Origin of the sequence: Desulfotomaculum sp. 1211_IL3151 (assembly GCF_036763075.1) — a bacterium.
Lineage (GTDB): Bacteria > Bacillota > Desulfotomaculia > Desulfotomaculales > Desulfotomaculaceae > Desulfotomaculum.
Window position 1 is genome coordinate 190908 of record NZ_JBAIYV010000035.1, and the last position, 16104, is coordinate 207011.

15 protein-coding genes are annotated in these 16104 nt (G+C 43.9%); all 15 read right to left on the reverse strand.

The annotated features are described in order from the left end of the window. Nucleotides 1-45 precede the first annotated feature (45 nt). Entirely contained in the window at nt 46-1515 is a 1470-nt protein-coding gene (locus V6C11_RS09120) for a HEAT repeat domain-containing protein (RefSeq protein ID WP_333530829.1), read from the reverse strand. Nucleotides 1516-1592: 77 nt separating this feature from the next. Beyond that, nucleotides 1593-1763, reverse strand: coding sequence for a hypothetical protein (locus V6C11_RS09125; RefSeq protein ID WP_333530830.1), 171 nt, complete (start codon nt 1761-1763; stop codon nt 1593-1595). Nucleotides 1764-1768: 5 nt separating this feature from the next. Continuing rightward, on the reverse strand, nt 1769-3019 hold the full coding sequence (locus V6C11_RS09130) for a Ger(x)C family spore germination protein (RefSeq protein ID WP_333530831.1): 1251 nt from the start codon (nt 3017-3019) through the stop codon (nt 1769-1771). A gap of 33 nt (nt 3020-3052) precedes the next feature. Then, complete coding sequence (locus tag V6C11_RS09135; RefSeq protein WP_333530832.1) at nt 3053-4165, reverse strand: GerAB/ArcD/ProY family transporter; 1113 nt, start codon at nt 4163-4165, stop codon at nt 3053-3055. Nucleotides 4166-4425: 260 nt separating this feature from the next. Next, nucleotides 4426-6321: a spore germination protein gene (locus tag V6C11_RS09140; RefSeq protein ID WP_333530833.1), complete on the reverse strand. Its 1896-nt coding sequence runs from the start codon at nt 6319-6321 to the stop codon at nt 4426-4428. Between the two features lie 176 nt (nt 6322-6497). Beyond that, nucleotides 6498-8042: an L-glutamate gamma-semialdehyde dehydrogenase gene (gene pruA, locus V6C11_RS09145; RefSeq protein ID WP_333530834.1), complete on the reverse strand. Its 1545-nt coding sequence runs from the start codon at nt 8040-8042 to the stop codon at nt 6498-6500. A 45-nt stretch (nt 8043-8087) separates the two neighbouring features. After that, entirely contained in the window at nt 8088-9236 is a 1149-nt protein-coding gene (locus tag V6C11_RS09150) for an NAD(P)/FAD-dependent oxidoreductase (protein WP_333530835.1), read from the reverse strand. Further along, nucleotides 9229-9519 carry a (2Fe-2S)-binding protein gene (locus V6C11_RS09155; protein WP_333530836.1) on the reverse strand — a complete coding sequence of 97 codons (291 nt, stop codon included), beginning with the start codon at nt 9517-9519 and terminating at the stop codon, nt 9229-9231. The genes V6C11_RS09150 and V6C11_RS09155 overlap by 8 nt, the downstream gene beginning before the upstream one ends. Then, nucleotides 9520-10014: a 4Fe-4S binding protein gene (locus tag V6C11_RS09160; protein WP_333530837.1), complete on the reverse strand. Its 495-nt coding sequence runs from the start codon at nt 10012-10014 to the stop codon at nt 9520-9522. It abuts the gene before it with no gap. A 26-nt stretch (nt 10015-10040) separates the two neighbouring features. Further along, the gene (locus tag V6C11_RS09165; RefSeq protein WP_333530838.1) at nt 10041-11117 is read right to left on the reverse strand and encodes an NAD(P)/FAD-dependent oxidoreductase; all 1077 of its coding nucleotides are present in this window, start codon (nt 11115-11117) and stop codon (nt 10041-10043) included. Then, entirely contained in the window at nt 11114-11419 is a 306-nt protein-coding gene (locus V6C11_RS09170) for a (2Fe-2S)-binding protein (RefSeq protein ID WP_333530839.1), read from the reverse strand. The genes V6C11_RS09165 and V6C11_RS09170 overlap by 4 nt, the downstream gene beginning before the upstream one ends. A gap of 297 nt (nt 11420-11716) precedes the next feature. After that, a complete protein-coding gene (locus V6C11_RS09175; protein ID WP_333530840.1) occupies nt 11717-13444 on the reverse strand; it encodes a sigma 54-interacting transcriptional regulator in 1728 nt (575 codons plus the stop codon). A 237-nt stretch (nt 13445-13681) separates the two neighbouring features. Further along, nucleotides 13682-14389 carry an ABC transporter ATP-binding protein gene (locus V6C11_RS09180; protein WP_333530841.1) on the reverse strand — a complete coding sequence of 236 codons (708 nt, stop codon included), beginning with the start codon at nt 14387-14389 and terminating at the stop codon, nt 13682-13684. Nucleotides 14390-14392: 3 nt separating this feature from the next. After that, nucleotides 14393-15163, reverse strand: a complete 771-nt coding sequence (locus V6C11_RS09185; RefSeq protein ID WP_333530842.1) for an ABC transporter ATP-binding protein — start codon at nt 15161-15163, stop codon at nt 14393-14395. Between the two features lie 15 nt (nt 15164-15178). Beyond that, nucleotides 15179-16102 (reverse strand): branched-chain amino acid ABC transporter permease, encoded by a 924-nt coding sequence (locus V6C11_RS09190; protein WP_333530843.1) that lies wholly within the window; start codon nt 16100-16102, stop codon nt 15179-15181. Nucleotides 16103-16104: the final 2 nt, after the last annotated feature.

Consider the following 16104-nt stretch of genomic DNA (forward strand, 5'->3'; position numbering starts at 1 on the left):
ATTTGCCAAAATAGTCCGTCAAGTCTGAGTTGGCAAGATGGCAGATTATTCCTCAATTTTTCCTTTTTCCCTTAAGCGAATGAGAATCGCCCTTATATTTCTTGCCTCCCTTTGAACCTGTGGTGTTTCTCCGGGATTATTGATAAGGCGTTCTAAATGTTTTACGGCACTGGGCATCTTTAGTTTACCCAGGGCTATGACCGCCTGCTCCCGAACCTCGTCCACAGTATCATCCAATACATTTATTAAGGCAAAATAAAAGGACGGTTCGGCTATATTACCCATGGCCTGACAGGTTTTTAAACGGACCAGGCTATCTCGATCCAAAATTGTTTTACAAAGCAGGCTTACGGAATCTTTACCCCCCAGTTGGCCACAGGCCCAAATAAGTTCAAGAAATATTTTCTTAGGTACCCGGCGTTGTAATGCTTTAAAACAAATAATAACCCCTGTGTCACCCCGACGAACCAATTCTTGAATGATATGGACAGTTACTTCGGGATTCTTTCCTTGTAAAACTGCCGTACTGCGGGATATCTTATCCCTGGCTTTACTTCGTAAAATGTTCTGCACTTCATCAGCCAACCCTGGTACCACCCTTGGTACAATAAGACGGGCAGCCTGCTCAGAGATATTTAAAACAGGTTCCTGGGAAGAATCCACTAAAATTAAGTTATTCTCCTGCAGCCTTTCCAGCAGGGCTATGATTTGTTTTTTTGACCAATCTGATAAAAGTCCATAACCCTTGGTTTTAATATAGTAACTCTCACCCGTTAACCAAGCAGTTTTAGATCCCTTAAGTAAATCCGCATATCGTCCCAAATTCAAAAGCCTCTCCACCTCAAATAATCCTTCAAAAAGAGTTATTAATTGTTCGGGATCAATATTTAATTCTGTATCCATAATAATTTGTTCGGCGCAAAGCCGTTCGTAGTAATTTTTGCAAGCCTGGAAGCGGCCTTGAAAATCATACATAAAACGAATTAATTCTATTTCGTTACCGTCCATTCCGTAGTAGCATAAAAGCTGCTCCTCAGAGGGATCTCCCAGGACTTCTACGGTCCTGCGAAAATCTTGATATTTTTTGTGTAATACATTGAGGTACGCCTCTGGATATCCTGTTTTTTGCGCGATTTCCGGAATCCCATAGCCGATGGTAAACATCCGCAGAATAATTTCCCAGGGCTGCCAGGGATGATTGTTTGGCAAGGTGCTAACACCTAAAACCCGCTTGGTGCAGGCCAAGATGTCCTCAGTCAATCCGGTGGCAAAGACAAGGGGATAGGCAAACTGTGTGTTAAGTTTGGAGCAAAGAATTTCACGGAAGGTTGGGTTAGCCAATAGCTGCCAGTTTTTTTTCAAGCAGCTTATTAAATCAGGGATTACTATATCCCGGAGATAAGCCAGGGCTAGAGCACTCTTTGGCCCGCCCCATTCCTCGGTAAATAGCCTTTTTAAGGCGGTGGCTAAATCTGCCGCATCCTCCAAGGGCCTGGGTTGAACCTTTATTTCCAAGATAAATCACATCCCCTAAAAAAGTGCCAAACTATGTTATTCCACAGTCAGGGTATTTTTTCCTTTTTTTTAGGTTTCTAAAAACTCTCCCTAACAAAAATGACATAAAAGGAAAGTATTATGGTAAAAATTGTTAACAAAAAGGTTCCCACTGCCCCGCGCTTATTTTTTTGTTGCCAAAGCCAATGAACAAAGGAAAGGGTATAAGCCCCAATCATTAAAGGGATCAGGGCTAAAAGGTACTCCAAATCATCTACCCCCTGATAATGTGATTGGTTGTTCTCATGAGACCTGGTCGTCGAATATTCGTTTTGTACTCCACCGTTATTTCAGCGGTATCATACATCTCTTTCCAATTTAGAGTTTCCCATTCCTCCCATGTGCTAACTTGCTTTCTATATACAAGATCATAATTGAATATATCGCCCCAATTATGATCTCTTGATTTATCGATTAAAGCTTGAGATAGCTGTTGCATTTGCTGGTTAAAGGCTTGCTCAACAATTTTTTTTCTTTTGGTGCCTTCATAGTTTTCACCGCTCTGGATGGAAAGAAATTCTCCCTCCATGTAGATGGTTTGGTGAATGTTGAGTTTTTCCTTGTCACTTACTATTTTGATATCCGGCTTTTTGGCCTGTCTAAGTCGTAAAGCAATAACATCCTTTGGTTTTTTGGGATCTCTTAGGGTAAAAGTGGAGATATTAAAATCCCCATTCATCAAAAGCATAAGCCTTGTTTCCGTACCGTCTAATTCCCCTACCAGCTGATCATCCCTAAAAACTGCTGTGCCAATAAATTCAGCGTTTGCGCTCCCCCCTTCCTGGGGCACCTCACCTGCTACATAGGGTACCAATAAAGGTGATTTTTGCTTAGACGCTTTTTTTTCACCGGTATTTGTTCCAACCAATGATGCCACAGGACTACTATGGAGGGACTTGAGAGTTGAGTAAAACTTATGAAGCGTGATGGACGGAGATAACTCTGTCAGTCCAGCTAACCGTTCCATGGCCTGATATTGCTTGTTTGGGGATGCCTCCAGTTGCGGTTTGTTATTCTTCATAAACTCCTTTGCAGTTCCCCGGCAAATTAATATTTGACTGTTTCTGCGCACTTCTCGCTGGCGTAACAGTGCGTGAAGGTATTTATCCATTCCTTCCTTGGCCAGCTCTTCACTAAATATATAAGCGATGGTGTGTACAAAACTTATGTCTCTGGTGCCAAAGGTGTTAAACAATAGATAACATTCCCAAATAGAGGGTCCCTCCACATTGGCCGTTATATAATTTTCCGCCTTACCCCCTCCCCCTCCTTCCCCGGCAGCAAAGCTCTGAGGATTGGCTATGGTAACCGTCATTTCCAGGGGAGAATTTTCCCCCTTGTCAAAGCCAACGGCCAGGACCAGTGCCACTTCATCGGTTTCCCGACCTCCGGTACAACCGCAAAGCTGGGGCAGTAAAAGTAATAATAAAATCATGCTCAGTATTTTATTCCCATGCTTCCCCATTGCCACAGCCCCTTATCTCAAATCAATTTCGTCCTAAGGGTCATTACGGGGTGACCCGGCGTTTACTCCAAGATTTCTTATAATTGATATTATCAATAGGAATAAAGGAATAATTAGTACAGGAATAAAACCTACCGTTCCCAGCATAATACCTTCCAATTCCAAGGTGCTAGGATAATCCGGCGGTAAAATGGCAATTACAAAGCATAACAGGGTAATTATCCACAATAGTGGTCGATAATCTGGCAGCTTAAAGATACGGGATAAGATGACCGTCGATAAATACAAATACAAGGCTGATTTAAGAAAGCCTACCATTGCCCAGGTCAATAAAAAAACTGGCTCCATTCTCTGCAAAAAACGTCCAAATGCAATTAATTTACTTGTTTCATAAAAGGGCAATGTTAATTCCGAACCACCCTGTACACCAAAGGTTAATAAAATCATAATTGAAGCGATTAGAATTATGGAGCCACCACATAATATGGCCCAAAAACTAATTTTGGCGGCAAAACGCCATCCACCCATTGCATGCAGAATAAGGCCAGGTACCAGCACTTCACTGGTAACGGAATAGTTTAATACTGAATTTCCGATAATCTTTAAAGGATCTTCCACAAACAGTGGAAAAATATAGTTTGGACTAATGTTTGGCATAGTTAGTAACAAAACCGATACGATACCAAGAACAATAAAGGTTAAGCATATCCGGGCTACTCTGGCAATGATTTCCACCCCGTAATGTGCACTGACGATGGCGGCCGTGGCTATGGTTATCAATACGATACTAATGGGTGTTCTTGGCAAGGTTGATAGCAAAAAGGCCTCTGAATAGCTGCGAAATAGAAAGGCCTCCCGCATAATAAAATAAGCTGCCAGGATTAGACCAATTAAGATTCCCAGATAACGCCCCAGTATCTGCTCACTGGCTTCAATAATAGTGGTATCGGCATGCCTCTTCATAAGTAAAATTATGATGACTAAATTAAGCATTGTTACTAAATGTACCATAGAAAATGTTAGCCAAATCATAGACTTTCCATCTTCCATTAAGCTGGCAGGCAAAGACAAAAACAGGCCGGATATGTTGGATATAAAGATCAGCGCAAAACCTTCATAGATGCCTATTTTTCCTTCCTTAAGCATTGATCTTCTTCCTTTCCGATTAGCCTTTCGCTTTTTGCTATGAGCCATTACCTTTTAGCACCTAAAAAAACAACCAGTATCTGGGCTGCCATAAACCGTTGTCATCCTGTGCTGTAACACAGTATCTTCTAAACATTGGCAGGGCTGGCTCAGGATGACACAAAATTTCCATTATTGATGGTACCCTTAACGGTATGAAGGTCTTAGCTTGCACCTTTTAGCTAATGGCTAACGGCCAAGCTAGACCCCTAAACAATCCCCTAGGTTTTAGTTTTAGTCTTAGTCTTATTTTTATCCTTAACCCAACCCCTGGCTATTTTAGGTTGAAACCTTGTTTTCTTGGTATTTAAATAGTCCGGTGTTCTTTCCCAAGAAAATACCGGCACCCGAAAAACCACATCTCCGGAAGATCGGGTGGTGGGTGACATTGGTGCCAGATAGGGTACGCCAAAGGATTTTAGGGAAGCCATCATATGCATTTGAGTAAACAAGCCAAAGACAATTCCCACAAAGCCCAACATTGCTCCTAAAAAAATATAACCAAACCTCATAATGCGCAGAGAAAATTGTAGTGAATAGGAAGGGATGGCAAAGGAGGCTAGGCCCGTAATAGCCACAATAATTACCAGAATAGGGCTGACGATATTGGCCTGTACCGCCGCCTGGCCCAGGACTAAGGCACCCACAATTCCTATGGTACTGCCCATCAAGCCCGGCACCCTCAATCCTGCCTCTCTGATCAGTTCAAAGGAGATTTCCATAATGATGACCTCTACAAGGCTGGGAAAAGGTACCTTTTCCCTGGCCCCGGTGATGGCCAGCAAAAGCTCAGTGGGAACCATTTCTTTATGAAACAATACAATGGCCAGATAAACACCCGGCGTAAGAAAGCTTAAATAAAAGGCTAAACCCCTGATTAACCTAAGAAAGGTGCCATACATGGGACGTAGATAATAATCCTCTTGGCTGTGCAGATGGTCAAACATGGTGGTAGGAACGATTAAGATATAGGGATTGCCATCAACAAAAATGGCTATCTTACCCCTTAGCAGCATAAAGGCTACCCGGTCCGGCCTTTCGGTGGCCATTACCTGGGGGGCAAAATTCCAGGGCCTTTCTTCGATGTATTGTTCCAAAATCCCACTATCCACTACGCCATCTGCTTTGATCGATGTTATGCGTCTTTTGACCTCTTGCAGCAGTTTTTCATTTACCCTATCCCTTAGGTACATGATGGCCACATCATTTTGAGTTACTTCCCCCAGTTTAAACATTTCTGTGGTTAATTGGGCGGAACGTATATACTTTCTCACCAGACCCGTATTGGTACGAAAGGTTTCTCCAAAAGCCTCCTGGGATCCCCGTATTAAGGGTTCATTGATGGGTAAACTTACACCCTTGTGCTCCCAACCCTTGGTCTCCACCAGCAAGGCCTGGTCAATGCCATCTATAAACACGGCTGTGGAGCCATAATTCACCTCAGCCACAATCGCTTTATATTCGCTATGGGCATTGACTTGGTTGCTTGTGATGACCCTTTTTTGTATATGATCCAGTAAATAGTCATCCACTTTTTCATGAAAATTGGAAAACAGCATCATGGGCTGTAGGATGTCCTGGTTGATGACAGTTTTGTCGCTGAGTCCCTCCATAAACAAAGCAAAGGCTTGCACAGGAGGTGATAATGCAATGGTAAATTCACGAATAATAAAATCCTTATTCGTTGGCAGATCATATATTTCTTCGATACGTTTTTTATTTATCTCTAAATGGATACTGACCTTATCCGGATCATCATGCTGGGCCTCGGATACTTTAAGGGGCTTTTTACCCCTTTTAGGTCCGCTATTCTTTTTACTCTCCTCTGTTCGATCAGGATTTTCTTTAATTTCAGACTCCTGTTTTTCAGATTGGCGTCTATTTTCCTCTTTGCCATCTTTATTCGCCGGAGTTTCTTTACGGGAAACTCGATGGGGTTTTTTAAAGCGGGAACGGCTTTCTGATTTGTCATCCTGGTTCTCAGGTTGGATAAAAACACGGAGGTCACCATCTTTAACCTGAGCTTTTTCTTCCGGAGTCTCTTTAAGAACAAAACCCTCCCGGTCTGTATCGGGTTTGTATGCAAAGGTTTTCTTAATCATCTGCCACAGTTTCATGTAATCACCATTGTTAGTTTCACCACTTTAGTGAAGATTATCCAGAAATTACATTAGAAAAGCTTGGCGCAAGCTTTAGCTTTTCTAACGCTATCATCCTTAAAATCTTATACTCTCTGACTAGTACAATGTGCAATAATAAAGGGAGTGTCGCCGTGCGACACTCCCTTTATCCATTAGCCTAAGGTTTCTGAGGTTATTTTCATCTGCATTAGTAAGCCTAAATAGTCATAGCCACCCGCCTTTGAACAGGTACCGGACATATTAAAACCGCCAAAGGGATGAACCCCAACCAGTGCTCCGGTACATTTTCTATTAAAATACAGGTTGCCAACATTAAATTCTTCCTTAGCCTGGGCAATGTTTTCTCTGTTTCTGCTATATAAGGAACCGGTTAAGCCATACTCTGTATTGTTAACAACAGCCAATGCTTCAGCAAAATCCTTTACCTTGATCAAGGCCAAGACCGGCCCAAAGATTTCTTCTAAGGAAATTCTGGCTGTGGGTGCTATATCCTTAAAGATGGTGGGCCTAACAAACCAACCCTGATTGCCAAATCTTTCGCCCCCCAATACCAGGGTGCCTTCTGTTTTTCCAATTTCGATGTACTCTAAAATTTTCTCCATGGCCCTCTTTTCAATGACCGGCCCGGTAGAAAAGTTTTCTTCCGGCAAGCCCATGGCCAATTTTGAGGCCAGTGCCAGAACCTTTTCGATTACTTCCTCATAGACACTTTCCACAACAATGGCCCTGGAACATGCCGAACACTTTTGACCCTGGAAACCAAAGGCCGAAGCAACAATTCCCTGGGCTGCTTTATCGAGGTCTGCTGTCTCATCCACAATAATGGAATCTTTGCCGCCCATTTCAGCGGCTACTCGCTTAATCCATTTTTGACCTGGGGCAACCTTAGCAGCTAATTCGCTGATCCTAAGCCCGACTTCCTTAGAGCCGGTAAAGTTGATAAAACGAGTTAATTTATGGGAAACCAAGTAATCACCAATGGCTCCGCCTGAGCCAGGCAGATAGTTTACCACTCCACTGGGTAAACCAACCTCCTGCAGCAGTTCCATGAATTTAGCAGCGATAACCGGTGTAGCACTGGCTGGTTTAAGAACAACGGTATTACCGGTTACCACCGATGCCACTGTCATACCCGCCATAATGGCCAGGGGAAAGTTCCAGGGCGGGATAACAACCCCTACCCCCAGGGGAACATATTTCATTTTGTTATACTCACCGTTTACCGGAATCAACTCTGGAGGATTGGCATAGCGCAACATTTCATGGGCATAAAAATTCATAAAATCAATGGCCTCTGCGGTGTCTGCATCTGCCTCAGCCCAGTTTTTACCCGATTCTAAAATTAACCAGGCGGAAAAATAATGCTTTCTTTGTCTCATCCGTTCAGCCGCTTTAAATAAATAGATGGCCCGTTCTTCGGCTTCTACCTTAGACCAACTCTTAAAGGTAGCATAAGCAGTTTCGATGGCCTGTTCAGCCTGAGCCAAGTTTGCCTTGGCCACTTTACCGATAATTTCATTTTCATTGGCCGGATTAGTGGAAATAATTAGATCATCGTTATAAATTGTTTCTTCTCCAATATATAAGGGATATGTTTTCCCCAATTCCTGACGCACTTGGGCGATGGCAGACTTAATCGCTTCTGCATTTTCAGACAAGGCAAAATTTGTAAAGGGTTCATTCGCAAAGTTTTTCATAAGCTCCTCCTTCAATATGTGTTCATTCCATGAATCTCAGTGGTGCTATACCACGGAGGGTTCAACAAATAGTTCTCCCCGCTCAAAGCGGGAGAAATCAAACATACCAATGGGGAAACTGGTTTCTTCCCCTAGAATGTGTTCGGCCATTAATTTTCCTGTCATGGGGGCAATCATAAAACCATGACCGGAGAAACCAGCGGCCAAGTGAAAACCTTCAACACCAGGCACACTGCCTAAAATTTGTTGACGATCCGGTGTCAAATCATATTGGCCGGCCCATTGCCGAACTACCCTTAAATTTGCCAGTGGTGGCAATAGGAAGGTGGCCTTAGCCGCCATTTCATGGAGGAACTGCCAACTGCCATTATCATTGTAATCCTTCGGTTCGTTAGGATCACCAAGGCCCATCACAAAACCCCCATGGGGTACCTGTTGGCAGTAAAGTCCATGGTAAAAACTCATCACCATGGGACCCTGCAGCGGTTCCACTGGTTCTGTGACCAGAATTTGGTGTCGCTCCGGGGTAATGGGTACATCAATGCCGATGGTTTGTGAAAGTTCCCGGGAATAGGAACCAGCACATAAAATAACCACGGATGACTCAATGGTTCCTTTATTTGTCTTAACTCCCTTGATTTTCCCTTCGTGAGCTAATAATCCAGTAACTTCCGTGTAGGTTAATATTTCAACCCCTAACCTTTGGGCTGCCTTGGCATAGGCATCCGTGGTTTTGAAGGGATTACAGTGGCCATCTTTACCACAGAAGGTAGCACCCAACAAGCCCTGGGTATTTAGGTGTGGTACAATTTCCTTCGCCTCTTCCGGCGTAACCCAACGGGAGGGAATGCCCAATTGATGTTGAACACCAAGATTTTTATGAAATTGTTCAACCATTTTTTCTGTGTAGGCTAGTAACAAGTAGCCGCTTTGTTTAAATTCGATGCTTCCATCATAACTAAGTTCTTCTTCCAGGTTTTCAAACATTTCAATACTGTTCTTCGCCAACATACAGTTGGTCTCAGTACCAAATTGCATCCTCACGCCGGCACCACAACGACCGGTGGCACCGCTGGTAAGGTATTTTCTTTCAATTAATACGATATCCTTGGCACCTTTCTTGGCCAGATGATAGGCAATGGAGCAGCCAATAACGCCGCCGCCAACAATAACATAATTTGCGGTTTTATTCATGCACGGTACCTCCTGCGAGAACCCCCATTTTTACGGCGGTGGTTGGTTGGCGGAATACGGTCAGAGGAATGTCCTCCACAGACAGTCCCGTTGCTTTAGCCAGTTCGTGAACAATTAAGGGGGTGCAGGTTCTACCCTGACAGGGTCCCATGCCAACACGCAATAACCTTTTCAGTTGTTCTAAATCAGTGATTCCCTTTTGAATATAGGCACGCACCTCTTCTACGGTGATGTCCTCACAACGACAGATTAGAGTCATATCCTGACCGTTATTTTGACACATTTACTGCACCCCCTTAACTTTAAAATGCCGAATTTCCATCATTAAGTCCTTAGGCACAGCTAACCATACAATGGCTGTCCGGTCCTGCACCTTCGTGTTTTGCACCCGGACAACTTTGGCATCCCCGATGGCCTGGCCAGCCCGATTAATGGCTGTGACGATTTCATTTACTTCAGGAATCGGTAAAAATTCATAGGGTATTTTAACCACGGCCTCGGTTTCGGAATAAGTAGCATCCACAACAAAAATTGCCAGGCCAGGGCAACGACTCATGCAGGTGCCGCAACCGTTGCATTGGTCAAATAATATTTGCGGTCGCTCATTGATATCGGTAAACTCTTTGATTGCTCCCCGCTTACAGCTATGGTAACAGGGATCACAGGGTATATTTTGAAAGCATTCAGCTATGGCCACCGGACCTAGGGCCAAGCGTTCCTGCGAGGGTAAGACCTGGGCCACATCTTCCGCTGTGGCAATACCATCCTTGGGCAGCATGGAACATCACTCCTACCATTTTATCATTAAAGAGATACCCGGGCTAATCCACTGCGGATTTTTTCACCCACTGAACCGGAACGCAAACCAGCCAGTTGTTTCAGGAAGTTAATTTTGTCCAGTTGTAAGGCTTCATTGCCATAACCAAGACTTTCAGCGGCATTTAAGCCGGCCAAGGCACCTTCCATCATGGCCGCGGAGGCTTCTTCAATACCTGACACGTCACCAGCCACATAAATACCAGGCACGGAGGTTTCCAATTGCTCATTACGCAAAGGGACATTGCCACCCAATGCTGGGACATAGACCATCCTGCAGCCAGCTTGCCAGAGCAATTCGGTCATAGGGGTTAGTCCCACTGATAAGCATATAACATCCGCATCGATGTCCTTTTCTGTGCCAGCCATGGGTTGCCAATTTTCATCAATTTGAGCAACCTTTGCACCACAGACTTCCCTTTCACCGTAGGCTTTTAAAATGGTATGACTAGTTAGGATGGGGATACCTGCTCGCACCACCTTTGCTGCATGTACCCAATAGGCACCAATCTTTGGCGCACCTTCAATAATGGCGGCTACTTCAATGCCTGCCTGAAGCAATTGATAACTTACGATAACGCCAATATTGCCTGCTCCAACCATAAGAACTCGATGACCAGGTTTTACGCCAAAAACATTGACCAGGGTTTGCACCGCTCCGGCACCATATACCCCTGGCAAATCGTTATTGGGAAAGAGCAAGGTCTTTTCTGCCCCACCCGTGGCGATGATGAGTTTTTTAGGTTTAATGGCAATTATTTTATGATGTTGTTCCACCAGCAGCACTCCGTCCTCATAATAGCCCAGAGCGGTTGCTTCGGTCATCACTTGAATATTGGCAGTTCCCTTTACCTGGTCACTGAGATCCCGGGCAATATTAATTCCCCGTTCCGAAGCCCTTTGCTCTTTGGAGCCAAAGAAACGGTGTGTTTGTTTGATGAGTTGACCACCTAAATAATCGTTACGGTCTATTAAAATAACCTCTGCCCCGGCCCGAGCTGCCTGAGTTGCTGCAGCTAAACCTGCGGGACCACCGCCCACAATGACAATTTCGGATTGTTTCACTTCAATTCCCCTTTCCCCTTCTGGGTCTCGACGATCATCCCCGCTTGCAATTTTTCTATACAAACACGGACATTGGGTTCGTCATTTACAATCATTAAGCAAGAGGAACAATTTCCTATATTACAAAACAAGCCCCTAGGCCGATGTAAATGCCCGCTTTCACGCATGATTCTCACCCCTGCCGCGTGCAGGGCCGAGGCTATGGACTCTCCTTCATATCCTTCCAATTCTTTGCCATCGAAAGTAAAGGTAACCTTTTCGCCGGCTTTAAAGTCAAGTATGGGATGTTTTTCAATTCTCATGGGCGATACCTCCTCATAAAGAATATTCTTGCAAATTTCGTGCCGAATGGACAATCTTCCCTCCGGGGTGTACAGTTTTTTGGCTATCAGCCATTAGCCTTTATCCGAACAGCTTAAAACAGGGCCTTGAAGCCTTGGACCTTGGGCTTTTTCTGCCTGTTATGCTTAAAGTTTTTAGCTAACCGCCAGAAAAAAAAGAACGCGTCATTGACGCGTTCTTTTTAGCAAGGAAACAAGTTGTATAATTTGCTGTACATTTAATGACTATCCTGACACATGTGTTTGGACAGTTAGGACTTACATAATTCCCAGTTGATGCATTTTATAGTAAAGGGTGCTTCTGGGAATACCTAACATGCGGGCAGCCTCTGAACGATTGCCATTTACCTGCTTTAAGGTACGTATGATAAGTTCCCTTTCAGTCTGTTCTGTAACGGAGGCTAGGCCTGTGGTCGCCGTTACTTGCTCCTGTAAGTTACCTGTTTTTAAAGAGTCGGGAATAGATTTCTCGGAGACGGTATCACCTTCCGTGAGAATAACCATACGCTCGATCACATTTTTAAGCTGCCGAATGTTACCAGGCCAGGGATAAGCTAAGAGGGTAGCCATAACACCTGGCTCCAGTTTGGAAATTTGTTTATGATAGAGCTGGCTGAATTCTTGCAGGAATAAGTAAACTAATTCCGGGATGTCTTCCCTTCTCTCCCGCAGGGGTGGTATCTCCAGGGATACAACATTAAGACGATAATAAAGGTCCTCCCGGAAGGTTCCCTTGGCCATCATATCCTCCAGTAAACGGTTGGTGGCGGCGATAATTCTTACATCCACCTTAATTGGTGCGGAACCGCCAACTCTAAAAAAGACACCATCCTGAAGTACGCGGAGGAGTTTTACCTGCATGTCCAAGGGCAGTTCACCAATTTCATCCAGAAAAAGTGTCCCGCCGTTGGCCGTTTCAAACACACCGGCTTTTCCCTTTTTGTCAGCACCAGTAAAGGCACCGCTTTCGTAGCCAAACATTTCGCTTTCGAAAAGACTAGGTGGAATTGCTGCACAATTTATGACACAGAAATTTTTTCCCGTCCGATGGCTCGCCTCATGAATGGCTTTGGCAAATAACTCTTTGCCTGTTCCACTCTCGCCGCGCAGGAGCACCACAGCACTGGTTAAAGCGGCTTTTCTTGCAACATTGATTAGATCAATGAGCCTTTTATGGTGACCCTTGATGGTAGCAAAGGGGTTTCGATCCGTGGCAAATTTATCAATCTCTTTTTCCAACCGCTGAACTTGGGAACTTGCCTGATTTAATTTATTATTTAATTGCACGATTTCCGTAATATCTTTTTCTACCGTAACACCACCAATTACCTTCGGCCCCAACCTTACTGGTGCAGCATTGACTAAAACGTGGGTACCTTCAACTGGTTGGTGCGGCAGAGAACGTATCTCCTGCCATTCTTTATTAACCCTGGTTACTACCAGATTCGTAAAAAAGCTATGGACAGACTTGCCAATAATATCCTGGGCTTTGATGGCATATAGTTCTTCTGCCCTGCTATTCCAGGTGATTACGATATCATCTTGATTTACAATGCAGATGGCTTCATCCACAGTCTCTACCACAGCATTTATACGGGCTTCGGTTTCACAAACCCTTAGGGCAAGGTCATGGAATACCTGATCATAGGATAATACTCCAAGAATTTTTCTATAATTATCACGGCACACGAGGGCATGATAACGAAGTTCCGGTAAAAAGGCTAAAATTTCCCGATCAAGATCCTCTTCATCGAGGGTCGAAAAATCCCTTCTCATTACCTGTTTTACCTGTAAATCAGTATCCAATTTACGGTTAATGGCATCTCTCCAAAGCAAAATACCAACCAATTTTTCTCCATCTTTCACCAGAACAATGGGACGCCCCGGTATACCCTTTTCTCGTATTTGACCGATGGTTTCATCTGGAGTAACGGACAAAAGTTCCTTGTATAGCATTTCTTTCACTGTCAAAAAGCCTTTATGCATTATATCACCCCATTTAAGCCGTCAGCTTAACTATTAGTCGATCCTGGCGTTGGAGGCCTTAACCGGCCGTGGACCATGAGCCGTGGGCTTTGAAGCATCACCTGTCATCCTGAACAACAGCGAAGGATCTTTTCGATCCTTTGGAAGGCTTCCTTCGCCACCGCTTAGGATGACATTAAAGCACCAAGGCCATAGGCCTTGGTTTTTTAGCTGATGGCTGACGACGGATGGCTTATTTTATTCCCCCAAGTAAGCCTTCTGCACCTCAGGGTTATTCGCTAAATCTGCTGCAGGACCGGATAGGACGATTTCTCCGGTTTCCAGTACATAGGCCCGATGGGATATCGATAAGGCCATGTGGGCATTTTGCTCAACCAATAGTATGGTTGTGCCAGTTTGATTGATTTCTTTAATGATGGAAAATATTTCTCGAACCAGCATCGGTGCTAAACCCATAGAAGGTTCGTCCATTAATAGTACCTGGGGGCGTGACATCAAGGCCCGACCCATGGCTAACATTTGTTGTTCTCCACCAGAGAGTGTCCCAGACAGTTGGTTTTTACGTTCTTCCAGACGGGGAAAGCGTTCAAAAACCTTTTTTATATCTTCCTTCACGCCGACTTTGTCCTTACGTATATAAGCACCCATCTCTAAATTTTCCATCACCGTCATGCGAGTAAAAACCCGCCGTCCTTCTGGTACTTGGCAAATACCTAGGGAGACGATTTGATGGGGAGGCATTTTGGTAATCGGCTGCCCTTTATAGGTAATGGTACCCAACTGAGGGCGAATTAAGCCAGAAATTGTGCGCAGAGTTGTTGTCTTTCCTGCACCGTTAGCCCCAATTAGGGCTACAATTTGTCCTTCTGCCACTTGACAAGAAATCCCCTTAAGTGCTCGAATAGCCCCGTAGGAAACATGCAGGTCATTTAATTCCAGCAGCATGGGCTAGACCACTTCCTTTCCCAAATAGGCTGCAATAACTGCGGGATCATGTTGGATTTCTGCTGGAGTTCCGGCAGAAATTTTTCTGCCATAATCTAAAACAGCGATACGATCAGATAAACTCATAACAAACTTCATGTCGTGTTCAACCAAAAAAATGGTCAGGCCCTTATCTTGAATTTTTCTGATCATGTTCATTAAAGTCATTTTTTCCTGGGGATTCATACCAGCAGCAGGTTCATCCAGCAAAATAAGTTTGGGATTGGTGGCCATGGCCCTGGCAATTTCTAAACGACGTTGCTCTCCATAGGGTAAGTTTTTTGCTAATTCATCTGCTTTATGATCAAGTTCCATTAGTTTTAAGGCTTCCATCGATGCTTCTGTAATGGCCTTTTCTTCCTTTTTAACCCTGGGACCTCTTAAAATGGCTGACAGAAAGCCAGCCCTCGTTCGACAATGTTGGCCAATTTTGACGTTTTCTAGGACAGTCATTTCACCAAACAGCCTGATATTTTGAAAAGTCCGAGCGATACCCATTTCAGTAATGGTGTGTGGTTTTAGACCACTTACTTTAATATTTTGAAAGGTTATTTCCCCTTCGGTTGGCGGATAAATACCGGTTATTAGGTTGAATATGGTACTTTTACCGGCTCCATTGGGTCCAATGAGGGCACGAATTTTACCCTGCTCAATCTTTATACTTACATTATCAACGGCAGTAAGACCGCCAAAACGAATGGTGACATCTCTAAGTTCCAGTAATATTTTTGACATGTGCTTTTACCTCCGTTAGTTAGCGCCGGTGGCTGAAGCTTTATCTCGTTGGGAAAGCTTCTTTTTAAAAACCCTGCTTAACCTAACACCGCCCAGCAAACCTCTGGGTCGAACAATCATCATAAATACCATCAATAATCCATACACCATCATCCGATAATCAGCAATAAATCGGAGAAACTCAGGTGCCAGAGTCAGGATACTGGTACCTAAAATAACGCCAGGAATACTTCCTAATCCCCCCAATACCACGAAGGTTAGGAATTCAAAGGATTTAAGAAAACCAAAATCCGATGGATTTAGATAGGTTAAGAGGTGAGCATACAGTCCACCACTTACCCCGGCAAAAAATGTACCTAAAGCAAAGGCAACAATTTTTGAATTAGTAATGTTAACGCCCATGGCCTCTGCAGCAATCTCATCTTCACGAATTGCTACTAAAGCACGGCCAAAGCGAGAATTTTCCAAGCGATACATGGCCCAAATTGTAAAAAACACAACAAAAATCACCAGAGTGAGACTGGAATTACGAGGAATCCCGGCCATACCAAGTGCCCCACCAGTAATACTTAAATTAAGAAAAACAACCCGCACAATTTCACCAAATCCTAAAGTAGCAATTCCTAAATAATCACCACTTAATCTGAGGGTAGGAAAACCCAACAAGATACCCCATATACTGGCCATAACTCCTCCGGCAAGAATAGCGATGGGAAAAGGCATGCCTAATTTAAGACTGGTAATTGCCGATGCATAAGCCCCAATACTTAAAAATGCCGCATGACCGAAGGATAACTGACCTGTTACCCCAGTAATTAAATTTAATCCGAGGGAGCCGATCAGGTATATACCCAGCATTGTTAGGACCTGAATATAATAGTCATTTAAAAACGCCTTAAAAATACTGTCATTTAATAAAATGTTAAAAATAGTATCCATGC

What these genes read in the sequence shown, in the direction of transcription:
- V6C11_RS09130 (WP_333530831.1), bottom strand. Translation starts at nt 3,019, where the DNA reads ATGGGGAAGCATGGGAATAAAATACTGAGCATGATTTTATTATTACTT.
- V6C11_RS09135 (WP_333530832.1), bottom strand. Translation starts at nt 4,165, where the DNA reads ATGCTTAAGGAAGGAAAAATAGGCATCTATGAAGGTTTTGCGCTGATC.
- V6C11_RS09140 (WP_333530833.1), bottom strand. Translation starts at nt 6,321, where the DNA reads ATGAAACTGTGGCAGATGATTAAGAAAACCTTTGCATACAAACCCGAT.
- pruA (WP_333530834.1), bottom strand. Translation starts at nt 8,042, where the DNA reads ATGAAAAACTTTGCGAATGAACCCTTTACAAATTTTGCCTTGTCTGAA.
- V6C11_RS09150 (WP_333530835.1), bottom strand. Translation starts at nt 9,236, where the DNA reads ATGAATAAAACCGCAAATTATGTTATTGTTGGCGGCGGCGTTATTGGC.
- V6C11_RS09155 (WP_333530836.1), bottom strand. Translation starts at nt 9,519, where the DNA reads ATGTGTCAAAATAACGGTCAGGATATGACTCTAATCTGTCGTTGTGAG.
- V6C11_RS09160 (WP_333530837.1), bottom strand. Translation starts at nt 10,014, where the DNA reads ATGCTGCCCAAGGATGGTATTGCCACAGCGGAAGATGTGGCCCAGGTC.
- V6C11_RS09170 (WP_333530839.1), bottom strand. Translation starts at nt 11,419, where the DNA reads ATGAGAATTGAAAAACATCCCATACTTGACTTTAAAGCCGGCGAAAAG.
- V6C11_RS09175 (WP_333530840.1), bottom strand. Translation starts at nt 13,444, where the DNA reads ATGCATAAAGGCTTTTTGACAGTGAAAGAAATGCTATACAAGGAACTT.
- V6C11_RS09180 (WP_333530841.1), bottom strand. Translation starts at nt 14,389, where the DNA reads ATGCTGCTGGAATTAAATGACCTGCATGTTTCCTACGGGGCTATTCGA.
- V6C11_RS09185 (WP_333530842.1), bottom strand. Translation starts at nt 15,163, where the DNA reads ATGTCAAAAATATTACTGGAACTTAGAGATGTCACCATTCGTTTTGGC.
- V6C11_RS09190 (WP_333530843.1), bottom strand. Translation starts at nt 16,102, where the DNA reads ATGGATACTATTTTTAACATTTTATTAAATGACAGTATTTTTAAGGCG.